The organism is Pseudoalteromonas sp. NFXS39 (assembly GCF_040148775.1).
GTDB lineage: Bacteria > Pseudomonadota > Gammaproteobacteria > Enterobacterales > Alteromonadaceae > Pseudoalteromonas > Pseudoalteromonas apostichopi.
In genome coordinates, this window is sequence record NZ_JAGDEC010000007.1 from 187,941 (window position 1) to 205,252 (window position 17,312).

A 17,312-nucleotide genomic window follows, 5' to 3' on the forward strand; every position below is an offset into this window, starting at 1 on the left:
TTATTATTTGAACAAACGATTATAGGCACAAAAGAAAGTACACGCTAATACAGGCCCCATCAGTAGCATAGGTAAAAGGCTATACGGTGCAGCAAAGGTAACAAGCATATTAATCAAACAAAGCACGCTTAGCGGTTTAATCACTCTTAGTGCTGTTGCAAGGCTTTCTTTTACAGCTGCACTAAGTGAAGAATTACTTAAAAGTAACAGAGGTACCACAAATATAAGCAGCATATTCATAGGAACAATTGATACAAACATAACTCCTACGCGCCAACGCTCAACATCAACAAACTGACCAGATAATAATGCCGATAACTGCTCACTTCCAATCAAAGTACTCCCTACAGCAAGTTGCACCAGCGCGAGTAAAATACCCACTACTGACCAAACCGCAACTCGTCCCCACTTCGCCCATGTTGTATTGTGTCGAAATGAAAAGCCTTGATTACTATTTAGGTTAAACAATAAAGGCCACACGGTTGCCATTAACATAGGCGCTAACCATTTCGATAATGTTAAACCTATAGGTGCTGGCAATAGTTGCACTAGCCCAGGCAAAATAGCGAACAGTGTCATTAGTAAGAAAAGTTTAAACGGCGCCTTTTTAAATAGCCCCCAACCTTCTTTTAACCAAAGAGCAGCATCACTAAATGGTGCATTCGTTGAATCAAGTTTTAGCGTATTCACAGTTGATGTTGTAGTCGTCATGAGCTTGTCCTTTTCGTAAAAATAGATACATAAGACACTGCCTATCACTACCACCGAATAGAACAACTTCGTGTCATTTGCAGCTATAGACGAGACAAACTCAAAAAACCTGACAAAATATTTTTAAAAAATTAAAAATAATTTTATTTGGTTGAATTTTAAGGATAAAAACATGGGTGGAACAAAACTGTTAAAGATTGGTGTAAAGCGTTGATTTACATGTTTTAATAAAAAGAAAATGGTGGCCCCTCCCAGACTATAAAACTTAACTTTTCAAACACTTAAGCTAAGCCAGGGCTTTCTAAAGTCCGTATTTTAACGGCTTTGAGCCACGTTGTTCCACCTTATTAAAATTGAATTAAGTGGAACAAAGGTGAAACATGGCTGAATTAATAAGATCATTTACAGACCAATTTATTAGCAACTTACAAGTTAAAAAATACATTCAAATCTACGCTGATAAACATCATAAGCATTTAAAGTTACAAGTAAGACCATCCGGCAAAAAGAGTTACTTTTTTAGAGCGAAATGCAATGGTAAAGATATTAAACGTAAAATAGGTGAAGTTGGTCAAATCACAGTACCTATGGCAAAAGTGTTAGCTGATAAAACACTGCGAGAATTAAGGCATAGCGGTAGAGAATTTGAAATAGCAGAACAATATACGCCTAGCAAGTACATTACTATAAATAATGTCTTTGAACTCTATAAGGCTAATGAGCTTGATTACCGTAAGACAATAGCAGGCCGTACTCATGCATTAGAAGTCGCATATAACACTCACGTTAAAAAACAAATAGGTGATTGTTTTGTAGTTGAAATATCGAAAAAATTTGCCCGCTCATTTCTTAAAGAAATTGAGCCGAAAGGTTACAGTGCTCATAACAAAGTTATTAGTGTTTTGAAAGCTGCTTTTAACTACGTGATAGATTATGAAGAGCAACTGGGTATATCAGTTAACCCCTTTGAACGCATGAAGAAAATGCAGAGCATTGCTCGTAATCGCTACTTTAGTTATGAGGAGGCTGGAAGGTTGTTGAATGCATTAAGTAAAGTCTCTGACCAAGATGTCGCTGATATATACCGAATAGCTCTATTTACTGGTGCTAGGCTTTCAAATGTAAAATCAATGCAATGGGCAGACCTAAACCTCTCGTCAGCAATTTGGTTAATTCCAGCAACACTGACAAAAACTCGTCAGCAATATGAAATCCCATTACACAAAGCGGTGCTTGAGATCTTAAGAGCAAGAAAATCAAGGGGAGGCTCTGCACATTTTGTTTTTCCTGCTCGTAACAAATCCAAATATGGCTATATAACAGGCGGCGATAAAATTTGGAAAGAAGCGATCACCCTTGCAGGACTGTATCATGAAAATCCTAATATTCGACCTAGACCACATGACTTGAGACGTACTTTTGCGACTTGGCAGATACAATCTGGTGCTGACATAAGCGTTGTTTCAAAAGCACTTTGTCACACATCGCTAAAACACACTCTTATTTATGCCCATACAAATATGGATCAGGTAAGAAGTGCGATAGAAGGAGCTTTTGAAGGTATCACTTATAGCTTTACTGCGTAGTAGATATATTTAAACAGGGTTTAGAAGTTCAATGTACATAATTGAATTGTTTTATACTAATTTTATGTGCCTTGCTTCTGAGATCAATTAGGTTTGAAAACTATAAAAGCCCACTAATGTGGGCTTGGGTAGGACTAACTACTAGGACATAAATATTTAATTCTTTGCTTATATAAACTAAGTTTTGCTTAACCTAAAAATCTGTATTATCACTGATACCTGCATCATCAAACCCCCAGTCCGTTGCACCATGGTCGTCATCAAACGTTATGATCCCGCCTTCATCCGATAACATGAAGCTATGGTCTGTGTGGTTTACATGGCATTCATCAGTACTCGATATTGACTCTGACAAAGCTAAGTTGTCATTAATATCAATTAACGATACAGGCTCTATGAGGGGCTCTGAAATATCACTTTCATCTGAAAGCACGCAAGCAGTTGCTGCAGCCATATCTATCTGCGCAGAGAGGTTTAAAGGGTTGCTCAGTATGTCATCACATACATTAATTGGGGTTATTTGTGTGTCTATATCTTCTTCTATAAATGGCTCTACAGAACAATGGCCGAATAGTTTTAAACTTAGTAAATCTGTCATAATTGCACCTTAATTTTCGTTTTGGCGCTATTTGACTTTAAGAATTTAAAACTCATTTGCAAACATATTTTCATAAAAACTTTTATCGACTAAAAAGTTTTCAAAGATAAAAAGTGTTGACTGCTTTTATCTATGGCTTTACTTCTCGTGCAGCGCTAAACACCAGCCCGTTTACGGCTCAACCACAGCTAATGCTGTGCAGGCAAACCATCTTATCTATCTCATAATTCGTTTTCCTTGGCTCTTTGTAGAGCTTCTTTATTAATAAAAGCAAAGATACTCGTCCCGCTACAATTCAAGATTCTGTATCTGTTTTTTGTCAACGAGATAATCGTACACGCATTATCAAAGATAAATAAAAGTAGATTATGCAGAAAGTGTTCTGCTGTTAATTACAAAGCGAAGCGTCATCTCGCATCAAAGCAACCGCTTTGACTGCAACAAAAAGCAGTTGTGAAACAACTCAATAAATCGCGTAGTAAGAATAATTGCGAAGCCAATTTTCGAGCGCAGCAGCGCATGTCCGACTGTGGCGGACTAACCCCGCTTTTGTTTTTGTGGAGCAAAAATTTACTGTGTAATAGCGAAGCAATGAAACAGTAAACCTAAAAGTGAGGACACGAACGACTGCCAGCTTTATAAGCAACAAGATTTATCAATGCGCAGCCTGGCATGGCAAAAGGGGGGTTAGTGCGGCGCAAGCCGGACATGCGCTAAGCGTCAACCCTAGAAGCGAACGCTTCGTGGAGCTAGCTCGTTGACGAATGTCAACATGAGAGCTGGCGTGGGTTGTAAGCGTTTAATCGCAAAGTGAAACCTTTGAGATTAATGAAGTGAAACTTCATATTTAGTTTATCTGTAAGCATTTTCATTAGGTGTACTGAAGCGAATGCTTCTCCTAATGAAAAACCGATAGTTAATCGCTATGTTGGCAAAATTTGTATAACTCAAGCCTTCTTATCTTCAAGTAAACAAATCACGATGGAGATAAAAATGACGATAAATAAAGATGCTTCAGGTATTACCAACAGTAATGTATACCAGCCCTACTTTGACATCGATATGCATTACAAAAAATATAAAAACCGACGACAACAAGGCCAGGCAAAACTAGAGTGGACAATAAAACATGCAATGCGGTTTGGATTTGTATCAGCGATTGTATGTGCAGACGTATGGCAAACGAACAGAGCGAAGACCTTAGAGTTTTTAAACAAACTCGTCGGTATGGGATTACTTCAAGCAGCCAAAACAATCCGCGCGGCAGATGGTCGCGTCTATGTATTAACATACGCAGGCGCACAATATGCGCGCGAGTTAACACAAATTGATTTCCCTTTTCGTTCAACATCTGAACCAATACACCAAGTGAATCAAAATTCCATTATGCATGACAGCATTTTAAGTTTAGTTCTCGCGCTTGGTATTCAAAATAGTAATACCGACGGCACACCGAACCCGCTATGGAAAGCCTATTTGACTGAATTAGAGTTTAAACGTCTGTTCCCATCAAATGATGTAAAAAACGTAGATGCGCTAGTATTGCTAAACAATAACGAAGTCGCTGCAATTGAAATAGAGCACTCATTCAAGCGAAAACAACAGCATGAACAAAGCATTTTAAAGTTTAAAACTGCACTATTTGGTGAGCAGAAGTTATATGACAAAGTCTTTCTCATCGTAGCATCAACAAAAATTCAGCAAGACACACAACGCTTTTACAAGCAGCTACTCAATGAAATGCCAACAAGGTATGAAAAGAAAACAAAGCAGCCACTTCTGACGGAGCGAGAAGCAGAGATATTGAAAGACAAAATAATTATCAGAACAAAGTTTATTAGTGCGATTAATAGTAAGTATTATTAAATTGTTCTGCAATAATTTCCAACGACAAACTACTTGTATCACTGACAGTTACAGGTAAGAATATAACAGACTGAATAATGGAGAATAACATGTCTGCTGGCTACTCAATCCGAATCGACTTCGACAAAACAGAGGGAAGACCAGAGCGAGTTTTTCACGCAATGGCTGTATATATCGAAGGTTTCAATGAACTTCAAGAAGCTTTTATCAAAGGCTACGGTAAAGACATAGAGTTTTTTCCATCATTAAACAGTACTCGCGAAGGCTCTTGCATTGCAGATATTGGTACAAAACTTAAAGAAAAAATGCGTGGTGCAAAGCTTAATAACATTTTCGATGGGATCTATAATGGTGTAAGGAAAGAAATCGCCACTGCTCACAAGATTGATTCAGAAAGTGATGTACGAACATTTGTGGATAATGTTTACTCAACAGCATCGGCAAATGAATCATCTTTTGAGCAATTCACCTGTGAGGGTGATGCTCACTTAATAGCTGTAGCAGACGCGTTGAACAAGATCTCTAAAGCTAAGGGGATGCTTTCACCATCCGATTTAGTTCAATTCGGTCGTGAACTAGACTTTGATGACATCAATAAAAACTTCTCTTGTCCACGAACGGGAGAACAAATTTTTGAAGATACTGTTCAGCCTTTTCCTTCTAAAGAAGTTTTCATAGTTCGTCGTCCATCTTATGTTGAAAATCTACAATGGGACTTTGAGTGCAATTCACGTAAACCTAAGAATTTCAGTGCTAAGATGTTAGACGATAATTGGTTTAAGAAATGGTCGGCTCATGAAGAACAAATATGGCCTGGTGACGCTTTACATGTTCAAGTAAGAACAAAACAAAGAACAAATAAGCTCAAGAAAAAAGTATCATATGAAACCGAAGTTTTAAAAGTGATGAGAGTTGTCCCGCAAAGTGAGATAGAGCAATTCACACTGGATTTAGAAAATGACTAGAAGTTATGACACAGCAAAAAAAGAAGCCGTATTTATAGTGTTGCCACTTCTGGTGCTGTTCTTGATAAAAATGCTTAACAATGAGCTGATGTCATTCTTAAAACTGTCTGACTTCTCTCTAGCGACTTCTATCATGTACGGACAATTACTAGCTAAGACACTAGATGTACCTGATAAAAATAAGAAAAAAAATAGGTTCAGTACTTATCAGGTATACATCTTTGCTGTGTCTATTTTATCTATGGCGATGTATATCGGATTCCAGTTGATACCTAATATTAACTTTAACTTTTACATAGTTCAGATATTCGCTTTCTTAATTGGGATTATATTTTATATTCCTTTATCAACACTCATGAGTGATCTATCTAAAGAATAAGCGATACTATTCATATTAAAAAGCTCGCTGCCTACGAGCAAGGTTTGATATATAATTTAAATAAAAAATTGATTATGACAATCTTAACTACCGTGATTTTACAAACAGCTTAAATTATATTTAATAAAGTTGACTTTTAACTAAACTCAGATAGAACAGAGTAGAAAAAACTTATAAAGAAGTGACTAATTTAAGTCCGTCAATAGGTTACCTTTGAGTCGTCTCTACCCCTAATGGGTTTATGTAAGTGCTCTAAAGGTTTGCTTTGAATGAAAAAAACGCTCTAAAAAATAAAGTTTCATGTATGGCTATACGAGCACTAATCTTGTCTGACAATATTGTTCAACTCCATTTTGGTGCGAAATTACACGTATTGAATTAGCGATATTTCACTAGCTTTTTTACAAGAGTAATTTTTAGTGGGGCTGTAAGTGTTTTAATATAAATATTTGCACTTTACAAAAACCATATATGATGATTATTAACTTATTAGTATTACCCTAAAATTTACTATCAAAATTTGTATGTATTGTGTACCCTATATTCGGTTTCAGCCCAAAATGTCTGAAGTTGTTACTGCTTCGGACTTGGAACTCTGGGTAACATACGCCCCGACTATAACTGTATCCGATGTTGCCGATTATATCGATGGCTCAAATAGCGCAAGGTGATTGGGTTGAAACCACTTATCAAAACTAGAGGTTCCGATGAGTAGCCTTTTTAACAAGTTACTATTTAGTATTACACCTTTTGAACCTGAAAGAATTTCAAACGTAGGATCTTCAAATTGGAGAAACCCTAAATTATCTCCATTATTAAAGAGAGATATTGAGGTCGCTAAAGATTGTTTTATTGGTCTTCAAAGCGACAATGATGTTGCCAATATACTTGAAATCCCCGTTGGTCAACTACTACACATTCTTTATTCTCAAAGCCAAAATTACAATTCGTATACAGTCACAAAAAAGTCAGGTAAGAAAAGAGTTATAGATAGTCCAAATAGCTCTATAAAAATACTTCAAAATAAAGTTAGGCCATTAATTGAAGCTCATTATCGTGTCAAGAAACCTGTACATGGATTTGTTGGTGGCGGTAAAAGTATTGTTACCAATGCTGAACAACACAAGAAAAAGAATTATGTTTTAAATGTCGACCTTCAAGATTTTTTTCATTCGGTTAATTTTGGTCGTGTGAGAGGGATATTTATAAATACTCCTTTTAATATGGGAGCACCTGCAGCCACAGTATTAGCTCAATTGTGCACTCACAATGGTCGCCTACCACAAGGAGCTAGTACCTCACCTGTTTTGTCAAATTTAGCAGCTACAACACTAGATAAAAAGCTTGTTCAAATAGCTAAAAAGTTTCATTTAACGTACACAAGGTATGCTGATGATCTAACTTTCTCCAGTAACAAGCCGCTCCCTAAGGCCTTAGTCGAACGTAAACTCCAAGACAACGGACAAGATAAAGATCGAGTAGGTTCGTTATTAGAGAAAGTTATAAAGGATGCTGGCTTTGAAATTAATCATGATAAAACACGGCTACAACACAAGTCACAGAGACAAGAGGTTACAGGGCTAGTCGTAAACGAGGGAGTAAATATAAACCGTAAATTTATCAGAAAAACACGTGCCATGATACACGAATGGGATAAAAATTTACGAGAAGCAGAAATTCGATTTATCAAACAAAGGTACCATGTAAGTGACTCTGAAATAAATATAGAAAATCTTAACGGCTCTATTTTTAAACGAGCCGTTTATGGAAACCTCAGCTTCATAAAAATGGTCAAAGGTGAAGAGCATTCACCATATTTGAATCTATGTAAAAAAGTATTAGAACTAGATAATAACCCACCCGAATTTATAAAAAAGTTAAAAGGTATATTCGATATGTACGATATTTTTATCTGTCACGCGAGTGAGAATAAAGCAGATGTAGCATTACCACTACACGAAGAATTAAAAGAGCGAGGAATAAATGCATTCGTTGATTGTTTTGAAATAAATTGGGGTGACTCTCTTGTGTCTAAAATTAATATAGCCTTACAAAAATCAAAGTACGTAATTGCTATTATATCTGAAGAGTCGGTAAATAAATCATGGCCTATGAAAGAGCTTAATGCGGTACTGTCATCTGAAATAGACTCTGAACAAACTAAATTATTGCCTCTAATGGTCGGCGATGGCGAATCTCTATTAAAGAAACTGCCGTTATTGGCTGATAAGCTTTTTGTTAGTTTTGATAACAATGTTGAAGAAATTGCTGACAAAGTAGAAACCATGCTCAATAGTTAATGATGCTAGCAAATGAATTCAGCCGTTCTCAGGTTCTTACACCTTACTTATCATAAAGAGTTGTTTAAGAATCGTCTCTACAATCAAAATAGTCATTTAAATTAACGCTGAATAAAAAAAGCGCCCGTTGGGCGCTGAGTGTTACAAGTACTTTTCTCTTAAGTTTGATTCTACATAGCCTAAAATTTCTGCAAATATGAATGCGATAATAAGTCGTGCATATCCATCAATACCCGAGAATAAGTAACTTGATGCAGCTTTGTAGATGGAAAAATAGTCCACGACCCAAAATCCAACCGCAATAACCACAGATATATAAATTACATTCACGATAACTCGAATTAAATCTAGAACGAACTTTAAGCGTAATGTCTTCACACAGTTTCTCCTGTTTTATGTACTGTGCAAATACATAAGTTTGGTCGATGAGAAATCTAAAGAGAAAAGCAAGCACATGGTGCCTGCTTTTCTCTTTTATTGCTCTGTCATTCATCTGAGTTTGTTGCAACGCATTCGTGCAACTCACACAGCTAACTCTCCCTATAGTTAACTCTTATCGCAAACCGCTTATATATGCGAGCTGACTTCCTAAAGAAGCCAAATCTAGGTCCTCCGCCAGGGTGCGGTGGTAACGACATTTGCTAAGTGATGATTGAGCGTCCTGCTTATTTCAGTATGTCTCGTACTATTAAGTAAGAAATAAACAAGCAAAATAAGTGTGTTTATTACCAGTTTAGTAAAGTGAATTTTTATTTTGTTAGCTTCGCTATTCTGTATTTGAGTTAGCATGTCATTGAATAATAGAGATGGCATTGGTAATGCTCTATGGCTGTATAGTGAAATCATGCTGTGATTGCGATGTGTTATAGTTAATTACTAGCAAAAGTAGCGAGATGTATTTTTTTCTCGCTTTGAATAGGAGAAGTACTATGAACTTTCAGATTGAATACTTATCTTTCCTGGTCCCCCTATCAATTATGATTGGCGGCGCTATTTGGGTATATCTAGATAATAAAAAAGCGAATACCAACGAATAGCGTCATCGCAAGTAAGGGCATGACGCTATCTGGTAATAATATATTCAAGAAAAAGCGACTCTTTCGAGTCGCTTCAATTAACCATCATTTTCAATGATTGTGTTCCAATGCCACTGCGCTAATTCGAAAAACAAATCAGGCGGCAGTAGAAAGTACTGTTCAAATTCATCAGCCCAGTGCTCGCAGAAATCTTTTATTTGGTCGATATAAAAGATGAGTATGCTGTACATACCGCTCCCTTCAAGATACTGACTTTCAAGGCTATGCTCTCGAGCAATTGACTTACTAACACTAACCCCGACAACTTTCCCAATATCATCACGATGGACATATATGTATTGTGAAAAGTCTAACTCAAGCCTGTCTTCGTTAGTGACATTTGCAAGCCAAAGGCTCGTCGATGCGTCTTGAAAAGGTGACTTAGATTCTCTTGTGTACTTTCTGACAATTTGAAGTTTTGTTTGGCTCATATTTATCTCCTGTATGTACTTAAAGATAAACATGTTCACTGCAAGCGAATTAATACGAGTTATCGAAGTCAAATTCCAACTGACGCTCATCAACAAAGCCTTCAGTATCACCATCCTCATTACTCATTAATAAGTTAGTGTTGCTGCAAAGTAGTAATAATAGTGACCTTAGAAGAGATAACTGTTCATAACTAAAACTAATTTTGTAGCTACTAGAAAAGCAGTGAAATAACAGCTTCTCTATATCAAAATTATCTTCTGTAAAGTTTAGGTCATAAATAGCGTCATACTCTTGATAAAGGCACTGACTAACTTTCTCTAAAAAATCGGCCGCTACAGCTGCATTAAATTTGTCATTTTCCATCATATTTACTCCATGTAATTTTAATTACAAATAAGAAGCGGCAGACCATGCAAATTTTGCATAAGTAGCTCGTATTTATTTTCGAAGACAAACATTTTGGAGATGAATATGACTAACTCAAACGTTGTGGAACTATTTCAGAAGCGACCTGCAGTTGCGAATGATGAAGAATATATTGCTTTATATGAACAAAATGATGGCTACATATATTACGTAAGAAACTATGTAGCCCAACAGGAGTTTATAGTAGTTAGCGATTCTTTTATGCGGGCGTTACCTGAAGAGATGCGCCCTGCTACGAACGTGTTTTTCAGTTGTAATTTCTACTTATTGAAACAGTTCAAGCGAGATGTGCAGTCGCATATTCAACACACTGGACAATTTTTATATTTTTATCATTTGTTTGATAAATCAGTTAACGCGTTTTTTGACTCGTTATAACCTAAAGCCAGCTACGCTGGCTTTTTCACTTATAATATCAACAACTTAAAAAACACCATGCTTGAGTGAAAATTATTTAGTAATACAAAGTTTGCATAATCTTTTTTAGTTTGAAGATTTTTTTCATTTTAGAATTTTCACATTCTCAAATTAAAAAAACTTTGCATGCAACAATTGAACGCAGACCCTAAGCAAAACACTATGCCTGATGGCATGGTAAGTTTTGCTGTGCGCTCAAATCAATTTGCTAGCAATTTACAAGATATAGCGTGTGTACTTGGTATTTCAGAAAGCGATGTAAAAGGCCTGGCTGACGATGGTCTTATCAACGCTATTCGCCTTCGCTCAGGAGAGTGGTTATTCCCACCTATTGATAAGCTAGTAGTATTGTGGGGAGAATCTACTAGCAACACTTCAACAGCAAGTGAAATGCAAGCCCAAGTAAGAACACTTTATGACGATAATATATTTAATAATAATGTAGACCATGACTTTGTTAGTGAATCGAATAAACCAGGTGCTAATCAATCAGCCACTCTTGATAACACACAGCCACAAGTTCAATCTACCAAAGGTGACCAGTCTGATCTAAAAAAGCCTTTGACTATCGCTGAAGTTTGCAATTTTGAACACACGCATAAGCTATTTTCCGCACGAAATAAGAGAACCCCTTTGATAATTGAAAACACTAGATTTAAAGGACTGAAACTGGAAGGCTCTGAATTTAGACGCAAGTTGATCGTTAAGACGAAGGCGGTTCGTTGTGTACTTTTTGAATGGACAAATTTAGATGATATTCAAACATCTGTATTAGAGAAGTATATTGAGCGTTATGAATATGTATTCAATCAATTAAAAAGAAGGCCAGAAACAGAAGAATACAAGCTTTACAGCCAACAGCTTAAAACGGTGGGTGATGTTATACGGAACCATCTAAAATTCAATATTCCTAATAAGCACAGTGAAGGCTCTAAGGAGATTGATGTTATCAATAGTTTAATTCGTCTTCACTTATCTAAAGATGTAGAAGTAACACTTCCAAGTAAACGTAAAGAGGTTATCAACCTGATGGATGAGCAATTCTGCTCATTCACTATTGCTCGATACAATGCCTACTTAGAAACGTTTAGAGCAACAAATGGAACCCACGATAAGATTGTTACAAGAGTAAAGGCTGCATTCAATTTTGCATTTGATGAGAAGCTAATTGCAGCTGTAAACACCCGCCCTTTTGTTATTGCTCGTAAAATTAATAGAGAGCGGCATATCGAAATACCAGGGGAGCATATGAAGCTGATGTTTGAGTATTTGGATGATCATGAAAACCCAGACTTTGTATTTTTTATGAACCTCCAATCTTCCGGGCACTTCAGATACGGCCAAGTTATGTCGTTAAGGTTTACTGATTTTGATTTTGCTCATAACTTTGTGAGAGTAAAACCGAAAGGGGGTAAAGAGGTTACTATTCACTTGCCTAAGGATGTTGTAAGTTTAGTCGCAAAAAGGAAGGAGCAATTTAAAGCTAGGGGTCTACAAGCAGACTATATATTCCCATCAAAGCAGTCTAAAACGGGTCACAAGGCCGATTTTTACGCTCATTGGCATGATATGCTCGAAGAACTTGGTTTTTATACTCTGGATAGTGATGGCGAAAAGCAGTATCAATATCAGCTTCACGATTTTAGAGAAACTTTACTAGGCCGCCTTCTTGAATTTGATGAATATACACTAGGAGCTGCTCTTGGTCATTTATCTCTACACGCAGTCAAACGCTATAAAAAGGCAAATACGGCGAGTAATAAACTAGCCGCAGAGAAAAGGCATCTTAGAAAAGAGAACATGATCAGCCGAGAACCTTTAGAAGGTTCTACGTGATTACCAAGATAAATCTGGAATTATGTACGGTGAAGCATTGAGCATAACTGTACAAGAACACGTTTAAAATAACTCATTTTGGACAATAAACTCGTTGTAACGCCTCGTTAAGAGGCTAAAAATTAGCAACGAAGGAGCAAAAGCCAACTGTTTTTAACTGCTTTAACGACTAGTTAGATTTTAGCTTTCCATATTTTACCTGTTCCATCGACTACTTGGGCTTTTCTAGCTGTAAATTTTTTCTCACCCCTTTTTAGGTAAATATTTAATTTTAAGGAAGCCTTAGGGCTTATTATGATAGTCCCTACTTGCTCAATACCACCGTACATACAATGATCATTCGGATACGTTACAAGCACATGCTTTTCGATACTTTCATTGGTTAGTACATACGCATTCTCAATATGCGCATCAACACTACCAGTATTAGTAACATTAATCCTATAAACAGGTAAAAATGGTTGCTGACCTCCTCCAGGTTCTTTTGAATCAGGATTAGCAAGCTCAATTTCATTTTCTGACTTATTAGGATGTTCCTCTGCAGTAACCCTTAACTTGACTTTGTCTTTACCTAGTGTATGAAAAAATCTTGATAAATTAATTATTAATGCAACCGTACCTATCACAGCTCCATAAAGTGCCAGCCAATTTTCAGAAATCCAAATACTCAAGTTATCTCCTAAAATCTAACCCTTTGTTCACCGGAAAACTAATAGCCCAGCGAGGAATTTTCGCGTGCAGCAACTTGTTAGGCTATCCCAGCAACCCACTCGGAACCACTGGCAAACCACACCACTCTGCAACTTTGTTATATTTCTTTGCTAAATCTTTTGCCATTTCTATCCCAGATTCAATTTTCTCAACACCACTATTTAATTCGTTCCCACTTTCCAGAAGCTTATCAACTATTCTTTTAAACTTATTCATAGCTGGCGCTCTTCGAATTTCTTCAGGGTTGTTATTGGTTTCCAGACCTTCTAGCGACCCTTCTAGTTCACCTAAGGCCATGGCAGCCTCACTAGCAGGTGGTAGCTCAGATAAGAGCTCAGAAACACTACCGATAGCCGATGAAATATTTTGATTGATAGTAATCGAGTTCTGATTGCTAACAACTGGTTTGAAATCAATCGTTATAGGTTGCTTACTAGAAAGTCCATCACCAACAATATCTAGCAATTTGTCGATCTTACTATTTTGCATGCCAATTAGATCTTGTTGTGATTCTAAGCGAAACTTGGCTATTCTAAGTTCATTTCTCAACTCTAAAACTAATTTATCATTTTGAGTAAATTTCTCAGGTGGCACTTCACCAGTGATAATTAATTCATATTCATGAAGAGCTTTTTCAATAACTTCTGTTTTCCCGTTTTCAGTTTTTATAACCAATCGAACGTTTAGACCTTCTTGTTCAATTCTTACTTTAGCTTCTTCTTCAGGATACTGTTCCCTTAAGTACGTACCAAAATAATTAAGAATATCTAAGCCTGCCTGATGATATTCAGGAGGAAACTCTATGCAACGATCTACAACTTTATTCGTATCTTCTGCAAGTTCGTCAACTTCAATTTCTATAACCTCTAGTTCATCAAAAATGCTCTGATCAGAATAGCCGACAACCAGAAACGGATATTGATGACTCAAGGGAGACAAAAGTTCAAGTTGACTTTGGTAAGCCTCAAAAGAACTTCTATTTATCCACTTATCCTCAGACTCTCGCCCAAACTCCCTCAAAGGCACAAAAAGTATTGGCAACTTAATGAAGCCATGCCGCACAGCCAACGCGGTTTGCTGGAATAGCCAACGGCTTAAGTAATCCACATGCCCAAATGGAATCTGAGCGCTTAAGCCGTTTTTTACAGGGCCCACATTACCAAGGTGAATGCGGCGACCGTCTGATGAGTAATGAGTTCTTCCTACAATTTCCCAATTGCGGTCATAAAGGGCTTTTTCCCAAAAATCTCTTGAGCGTGGACTTCCATCGAATTCTTTCGAGATTTCCACACTTCCACTTATGTAATCAGAAATAGACTCTAAAGCTTCAGATAATTCTTCACGATACTTATCAGAAACAAGCCCCCAAGAATTTCGATAACTAATTACCTTTTTTACAAACATAATGATCCTTCAGTCATTGGAAGCCTAACATTTTAGTATTTATGCAACACGTAATTTGTGTTGATCATGGCTTGTTTGAGTGAGCAACTACCAGCTCGGTGTGTCAGAGTTGGTGTTGTTTATGCTATGGGAATTTGCTTTTTGGGGGCTATCACTTTCCTAGCCAGTTTAATCAGCTTTGCTAATGTTAAATAAGCTTTCCCTGCATTGCTCAGCGCTTATTATGTATTCATTACACCTAAATTTGACTAGATTAGCAATAAATAACTGATTTCAAAAAAGCTATCTAGCAAATCACTTGTTCTGCTTTAGGTAATTTCCGCAGTTTGCTCAAATCCGACTCTAGAGCAATTGCTTTAACTTGTTTTGGTCCAAAACAAGTTACCCTTCCTTGCGCTCGTATTAAAAGATGAATAACAGCTCACCATAACTGCCAGTCTGATAAAGCTTAACTTGCTCGGTAAAGCTACAAGCACTACCTCATAAACCGCACATATTTGGCTTAGGAATTATATCGAATATCAAATTGAGCTTGATTTAAAAGATGGAACAATTAAACTCAAAGGTGGAACAAAAGTGGAATAAAACTGTTAAAAAAAGCGTAACCTGTTGATTTGCAAGGTTTAATTGAAGAGGAATGGTGGCCCCTCCCAGACTTGAACTGGGGACCTAACGATTATGAGGCCCCGTTGGCAAGCTTATAATCCCTGTATAAGTGCGTGGTTGAACGTGGTCATGACCATCAACTTACCGATATTGTTACCAGTTTTTGAAAGATTGATATAGTAGTATCAAGTGTAAATGCGCAAATGCTTAACTATAGAGCTTAGCGACTTTTTCGTTACCACATTTATTAACGTATTACTGATTTAAATCGTTGGAATATGATGTTCTAAATGATTTAGGCTGTCCTTAATTTCATCTATTAGCCCATACAAAACATCACAATAATAACTGGGGTAATCAAAGGAGTTATTCTTAAATCTATGGGGTAAGTATCCGCCACCACATATATCACGGTGTCTACAAGTAGTACACTTTTCAGGTAAGCTGATGTCCAGAAAGTCAGGAGCATTATTGCAAAAGTCATCAATGGAGTTAGTTAATAAGTTTAAGCTATGATTACTTAAATTTGGACAAATCTTCAACACATCATGATGATGAATTGTGGAGTCAGACTCAATCACACACATATCATTAATTTTTCCTCCTAATGCATCAAGACCCGATTCCGCGCCCAAAGTTTTCTGTATCAAGTGTTGAAATATTCTGATTCTAAACTTCGGATCATCAATACCAATCCATCGTTTATAAGCTTTCAGCAGGAAGCTTTTTACAAAATCAGTGGAGGTGTCTGGATCTGGGTTGCTGTAATTTGCGTCAGGTAGGAGCAAGTCAAAATTGTGCATATTGTTTTTGTAAAACCAATCAACGACAAAAACAGGATCTGTTTTGTTTGAGATTACGCAAAGAGCACCGGTAAATGTAGCTTTGAACTCAGGAGTATGTGCTAAAGAATTAATTAGTTTTATTAGTTCAGGAGTTGAATCGTTCCCCTTTTTGTCAATTCTAGCACTGGCTATTCCAGTCGGAGTTGGGTCAACGCTTATAGAGAATGTTGTTTGATGTTTAACAAAGAGTTCTATCCACTTACTATCTAATAAGAGTCCGTTAGTCTGCAAACACAATTCTATTTGAGTTGGGTAACAGTACTTTCTTAGAGTTAACGCTAGTTCTTCAAAAGACTTTTTACCTATAAGAAGAGGTTCACCTCCGTGTAACTCTATAACTATTTTTTGTTTATTATGTTGACGACAGTGCTCTGCTATCCTTAAGCAAATAAGTTCTATATTTTTGGCTGATAATATTGGAGGTTTCTTATTCCAAGAGTTGTCTCCTCGGTTAAACACGTAGCAATAGGTGCAGTTTAAGTTACACCTATTCGCTACTTTAATTATGAACCAATTTATGCTCATGAAAAGTCGGTTTGAATATTAGAAATTCTATTTTTAATCTCTTCTATTTCCATAGGATTAGAGATATCTAGTGTAACTGGCTCGACTTTTAAGTCTAAAAACGGATTGGTTTCTTCGCCGCAGAACAATCTAACCTTTGTATGTTTGTCAAATTCCACTCCACACGACCCTCCAGAATCCGCCGAAGTATCAGTAACAATTCGACTAAGCAAATTTCCTTTCATTTTCTCAAACTGTACATCATTTAAATCAGCCGTATCTAATTCTATTACATAAGTATGTTTTGCCATATAAACCTCAATTTTATTTGAATTGAATGATCTACTGACTTCAAGTAGAGGTTACGTAACAGGAATTACTACACTACTTCAGCATATCGCCCTTTAGCAGAGTGCAGCATATAAGAAATGATAGCTCCATCTACCTAGCTTGTTATTCAACAACAAGAATTCTTATAGTAGAGCGTTTTTTGAGCAGTTGCAATTTATGTTTTAGTCGACTAGTGACGAAATTTATTAGACTTGAGTTTTACTGACAGTCAACTTTTTTAATTTTATTACTTGGCCACTAAAACTTAGAATACTCAAGTATGTACAGTATTTTTTTAACTTCGTAACAGTTTGCCAAAT

15 protein-coding genes are annotated in these 17,312 nt (G+C 36.7%); 7 read left to right on the forward strand and 8 right to left on the reverse strand.

Features of this window, described 5'->3' with window-relative positions:
* Nucleotides 1–3: 3 nt before the first annotated feature.
* Nucleotides 4–711, reverse strand: coding sequence for a hypothetical protein (locus J3455_RS14650; RefSeq protein WP_167659006.1), 708 nt, complete (start codon nucleotides 709–711; stop codon nucleotides 4–6).
* A gap of 380 nt (nucleotides 712–1,091) precedes the next feature.
* On the opposite strand from J3455_RS14650, the gene J3455_RS14655 reads away from it, so the two are divergent.
* Nucleotides 1,092–2,297 carry a site-specific integrase gene (locus J3455_RS14655; RefSeq protein WP_349561961.1) on the forward strand — a complete coding sequence of 402 codons (1,206 nt, stop codon included), beginning with the start codon at nucleotides 1,092–1,094 and terminating at the stop codon, nucleotides 2,295–2,297.
* A gap of 193 nt (nucleotides 2,298–2,490) precedes the next feature.
* Here the strand turns inward: J3455_RS14655 and J3455_RS14660 are convergent, their stop codons facing one another.
* Nucleotides 2,491–2,895 carry a hypothetical protein gene (locus J3455_RS14660; protein WP_349561962.1) on the reverse strand — a complete coding sequence of 135 codons (405 nt, stop codon included), beginning with the start codon at nucleotides 2,893–2,895 and terminating at the stop codon, nucleotides 2,491–2,493.
* Nucleotides 2,896–3,888: 993 nt separating this feature from the next.
* Here J3455_RS14660 and J3455_RS14665 point away from each other — a divergent pair.
* The 4 genes from J3455_RS14665 to J3455_RS14680 all read left to right on the forward strand — a co-directional run bounded on the left by J3455_RS14665 (nucleotide 3,889) and on the right by J3455_RS14680 (nucleotide 8,405).
* The gene (locus tag J3455_RS14665) at nucleotides 3,889–4,761 is read left to right on the forward strand and encodes a hypothetical protein (RefSeq protein WP_349561963.1); all 873 of its coding nucleotides are present in this window, start codon (nucleotides 3,889–3,891) and stop codon (nucleotides 4,759–4,761) included.
* A gap of 89 nt (nucleotides 4,762–4,850) precedes the next feature.
* Nucleotides 4,851–5,726: a hypothetical protein gene (locus J3455_RS14670; RefSeq protein ID WP_339988138.1), complete on the forward strand. Its 876-nt coding sequence runs from the start codon at nucleotides 4,851–4,853 to the stop codon at nucleotides 5,724–5,726.
* Complete coding sequence (locus J3455_RS14675) at nucleotides 5,719–6,105, forward strand: hypothetical protein (protein WP_289098132.1); 387 nt, start codon at nucleotides 5,719–5,721, stop codon at nucleotides 6,103–6,105. The genes J3455_RS14670 and J3455_RS14675 overlap by 8 nt, the downstream gene beginning before the upstream one ends.
* Before the next feature lie 707 nt (nucleotides 6,106–6,812).
* The gene (locus tag J3455_RS14680; RefSeq protein WP_339988139.1) at nucleotides 6,813–8,405 is read left to right on the forward strand and encodes a TIR domain-containing anti-phage reverse transcriptase; all 1,593 of its coding nucleotides are present in this window, start codon (nucleotides 6,813–6,815) and stop codon (nucleotides 8,403–8,405) included.
* A gap of 1,114 nt (nucleotides 8,406–9,519) precedes the next feature.
* On the opposite strand, the gene J3455_RS14685 is transcribed toward J3455_RS14680, so the two are convergent.
* Together J3455_RS14685 and J3455_RS14690 are read right to left on the reverse strand one after the other, a co-directional pair.
* Nucleotides 9,520–9,912, reverse strand: coding sequence for a hypothetical protein (locus tag J3455_RS14685; protein WP_339988141.1), 393 nt, complete (start codon nucleotides 9,910–9,912; stop codon nucleotides 9,520–9,522).
* A gap of 49 nt (nucleotides 9,913–9,961) precedes the next feature.
* On the reverse strand, nucleotides 9,962–10,279 hold the full coding sequence (locus J3455_RS14690; protein ID WP_339988142.1) for a hypothetical protein: 318 nt from the start codon (nucleotides 10,277–10,279) through the stop codon (nucleotides 9,962–9,964).
* A gap of 105 nt (nucleotides 10,280–10,384) precedes the next feature.
* On the opposite strand from J3455_RS14690, the gene J3455_RS14695 reads away from it, so the two are divergent.
* The gene (locus J3455_RS14695) at nucleotides 10,385–10,717 is read left to right on the forward strand and encodes a hypothetical protein (protein ID WP_289098142.1); all 333 of its coding nucleotides are present in this window, start codon (nucleotides 10,385–10,387) and stop codon (nucleotides 10,715–10,717) included.
* 165 nt (nucleotides 10,718–10,882) lie between these two features.
* Nucleotides 10,883–12,592, forward strand: a complete 1,710-nt coding sequence (locus tag J3455_RS14700) for a tyrosine-type recombinase/integrase (protein ID WP_349561964.1) — start codon at nucleotides 10,883–10,885, stop codon at nucleotides 12,590–12,592.
* A gap of 173 nt (nucleotides 12,593–12,765) precedes the next feature.
* Here the strand turns inward: J3455_RS14700 and J3455_RS14705 are convergent, their stop codons facing one another.
* From J3455_RS14705 to J3455_RS14720, 4 genes are all read right to left on the reverse strand, one after another.
* Entirely contained in the window at nucleotides 12,766–13,263 is a 498-nt protein-coding gene (locus tag J3455_RS14705) for a hypothetical protein (RefSeq protein ID WP_339988144.1), read from the reverse strand.
* 82 nt (nucleotides 13,264–13,345) lie between these two features.
* Nucleotides 13,346–14,707 carry a hypothetical protein gene (locus J3455_RS14710; protein WP_339988145.1) on the reverse strand — a complete coding sequence of 454 codons (1,362 nt, stop codon included), beginning with the start codon at nucleotides 14,705–14,707 and terminating at the stop codon, nucleotides 13,346–13,348.
* Nucleotides 14,708–15,576: 869 nt separating this feature from the next.
* Nucleotides 15,577–16,683, reverse strand: a complete 1,107-nt coding sequence (locus J3455_RS14715) for a radical SAM protein (protein ID WP_349561965.1) — start codon at nucleotides 16,681–16,683, stop codon at nucleotides 15,577–15,579.
* On the reverse strand, nucleotides 16,680–16,973 hold the full coding sequence (locus J3455_RS14720) for a hypothetical protein (protein WP_349561966.1): 294 nt from the start codon (nucleotides 16,971–16,973) through the stop codon (nucleotides 16,680–16,682). The genes J3455_RS14715 and J3455_RS14720 overlap by 4 nt, the downstream gene beginning before the upstream one ends.
* Nucleotides 16,974–17,312 lie beyond the last annotated feature (339 nt).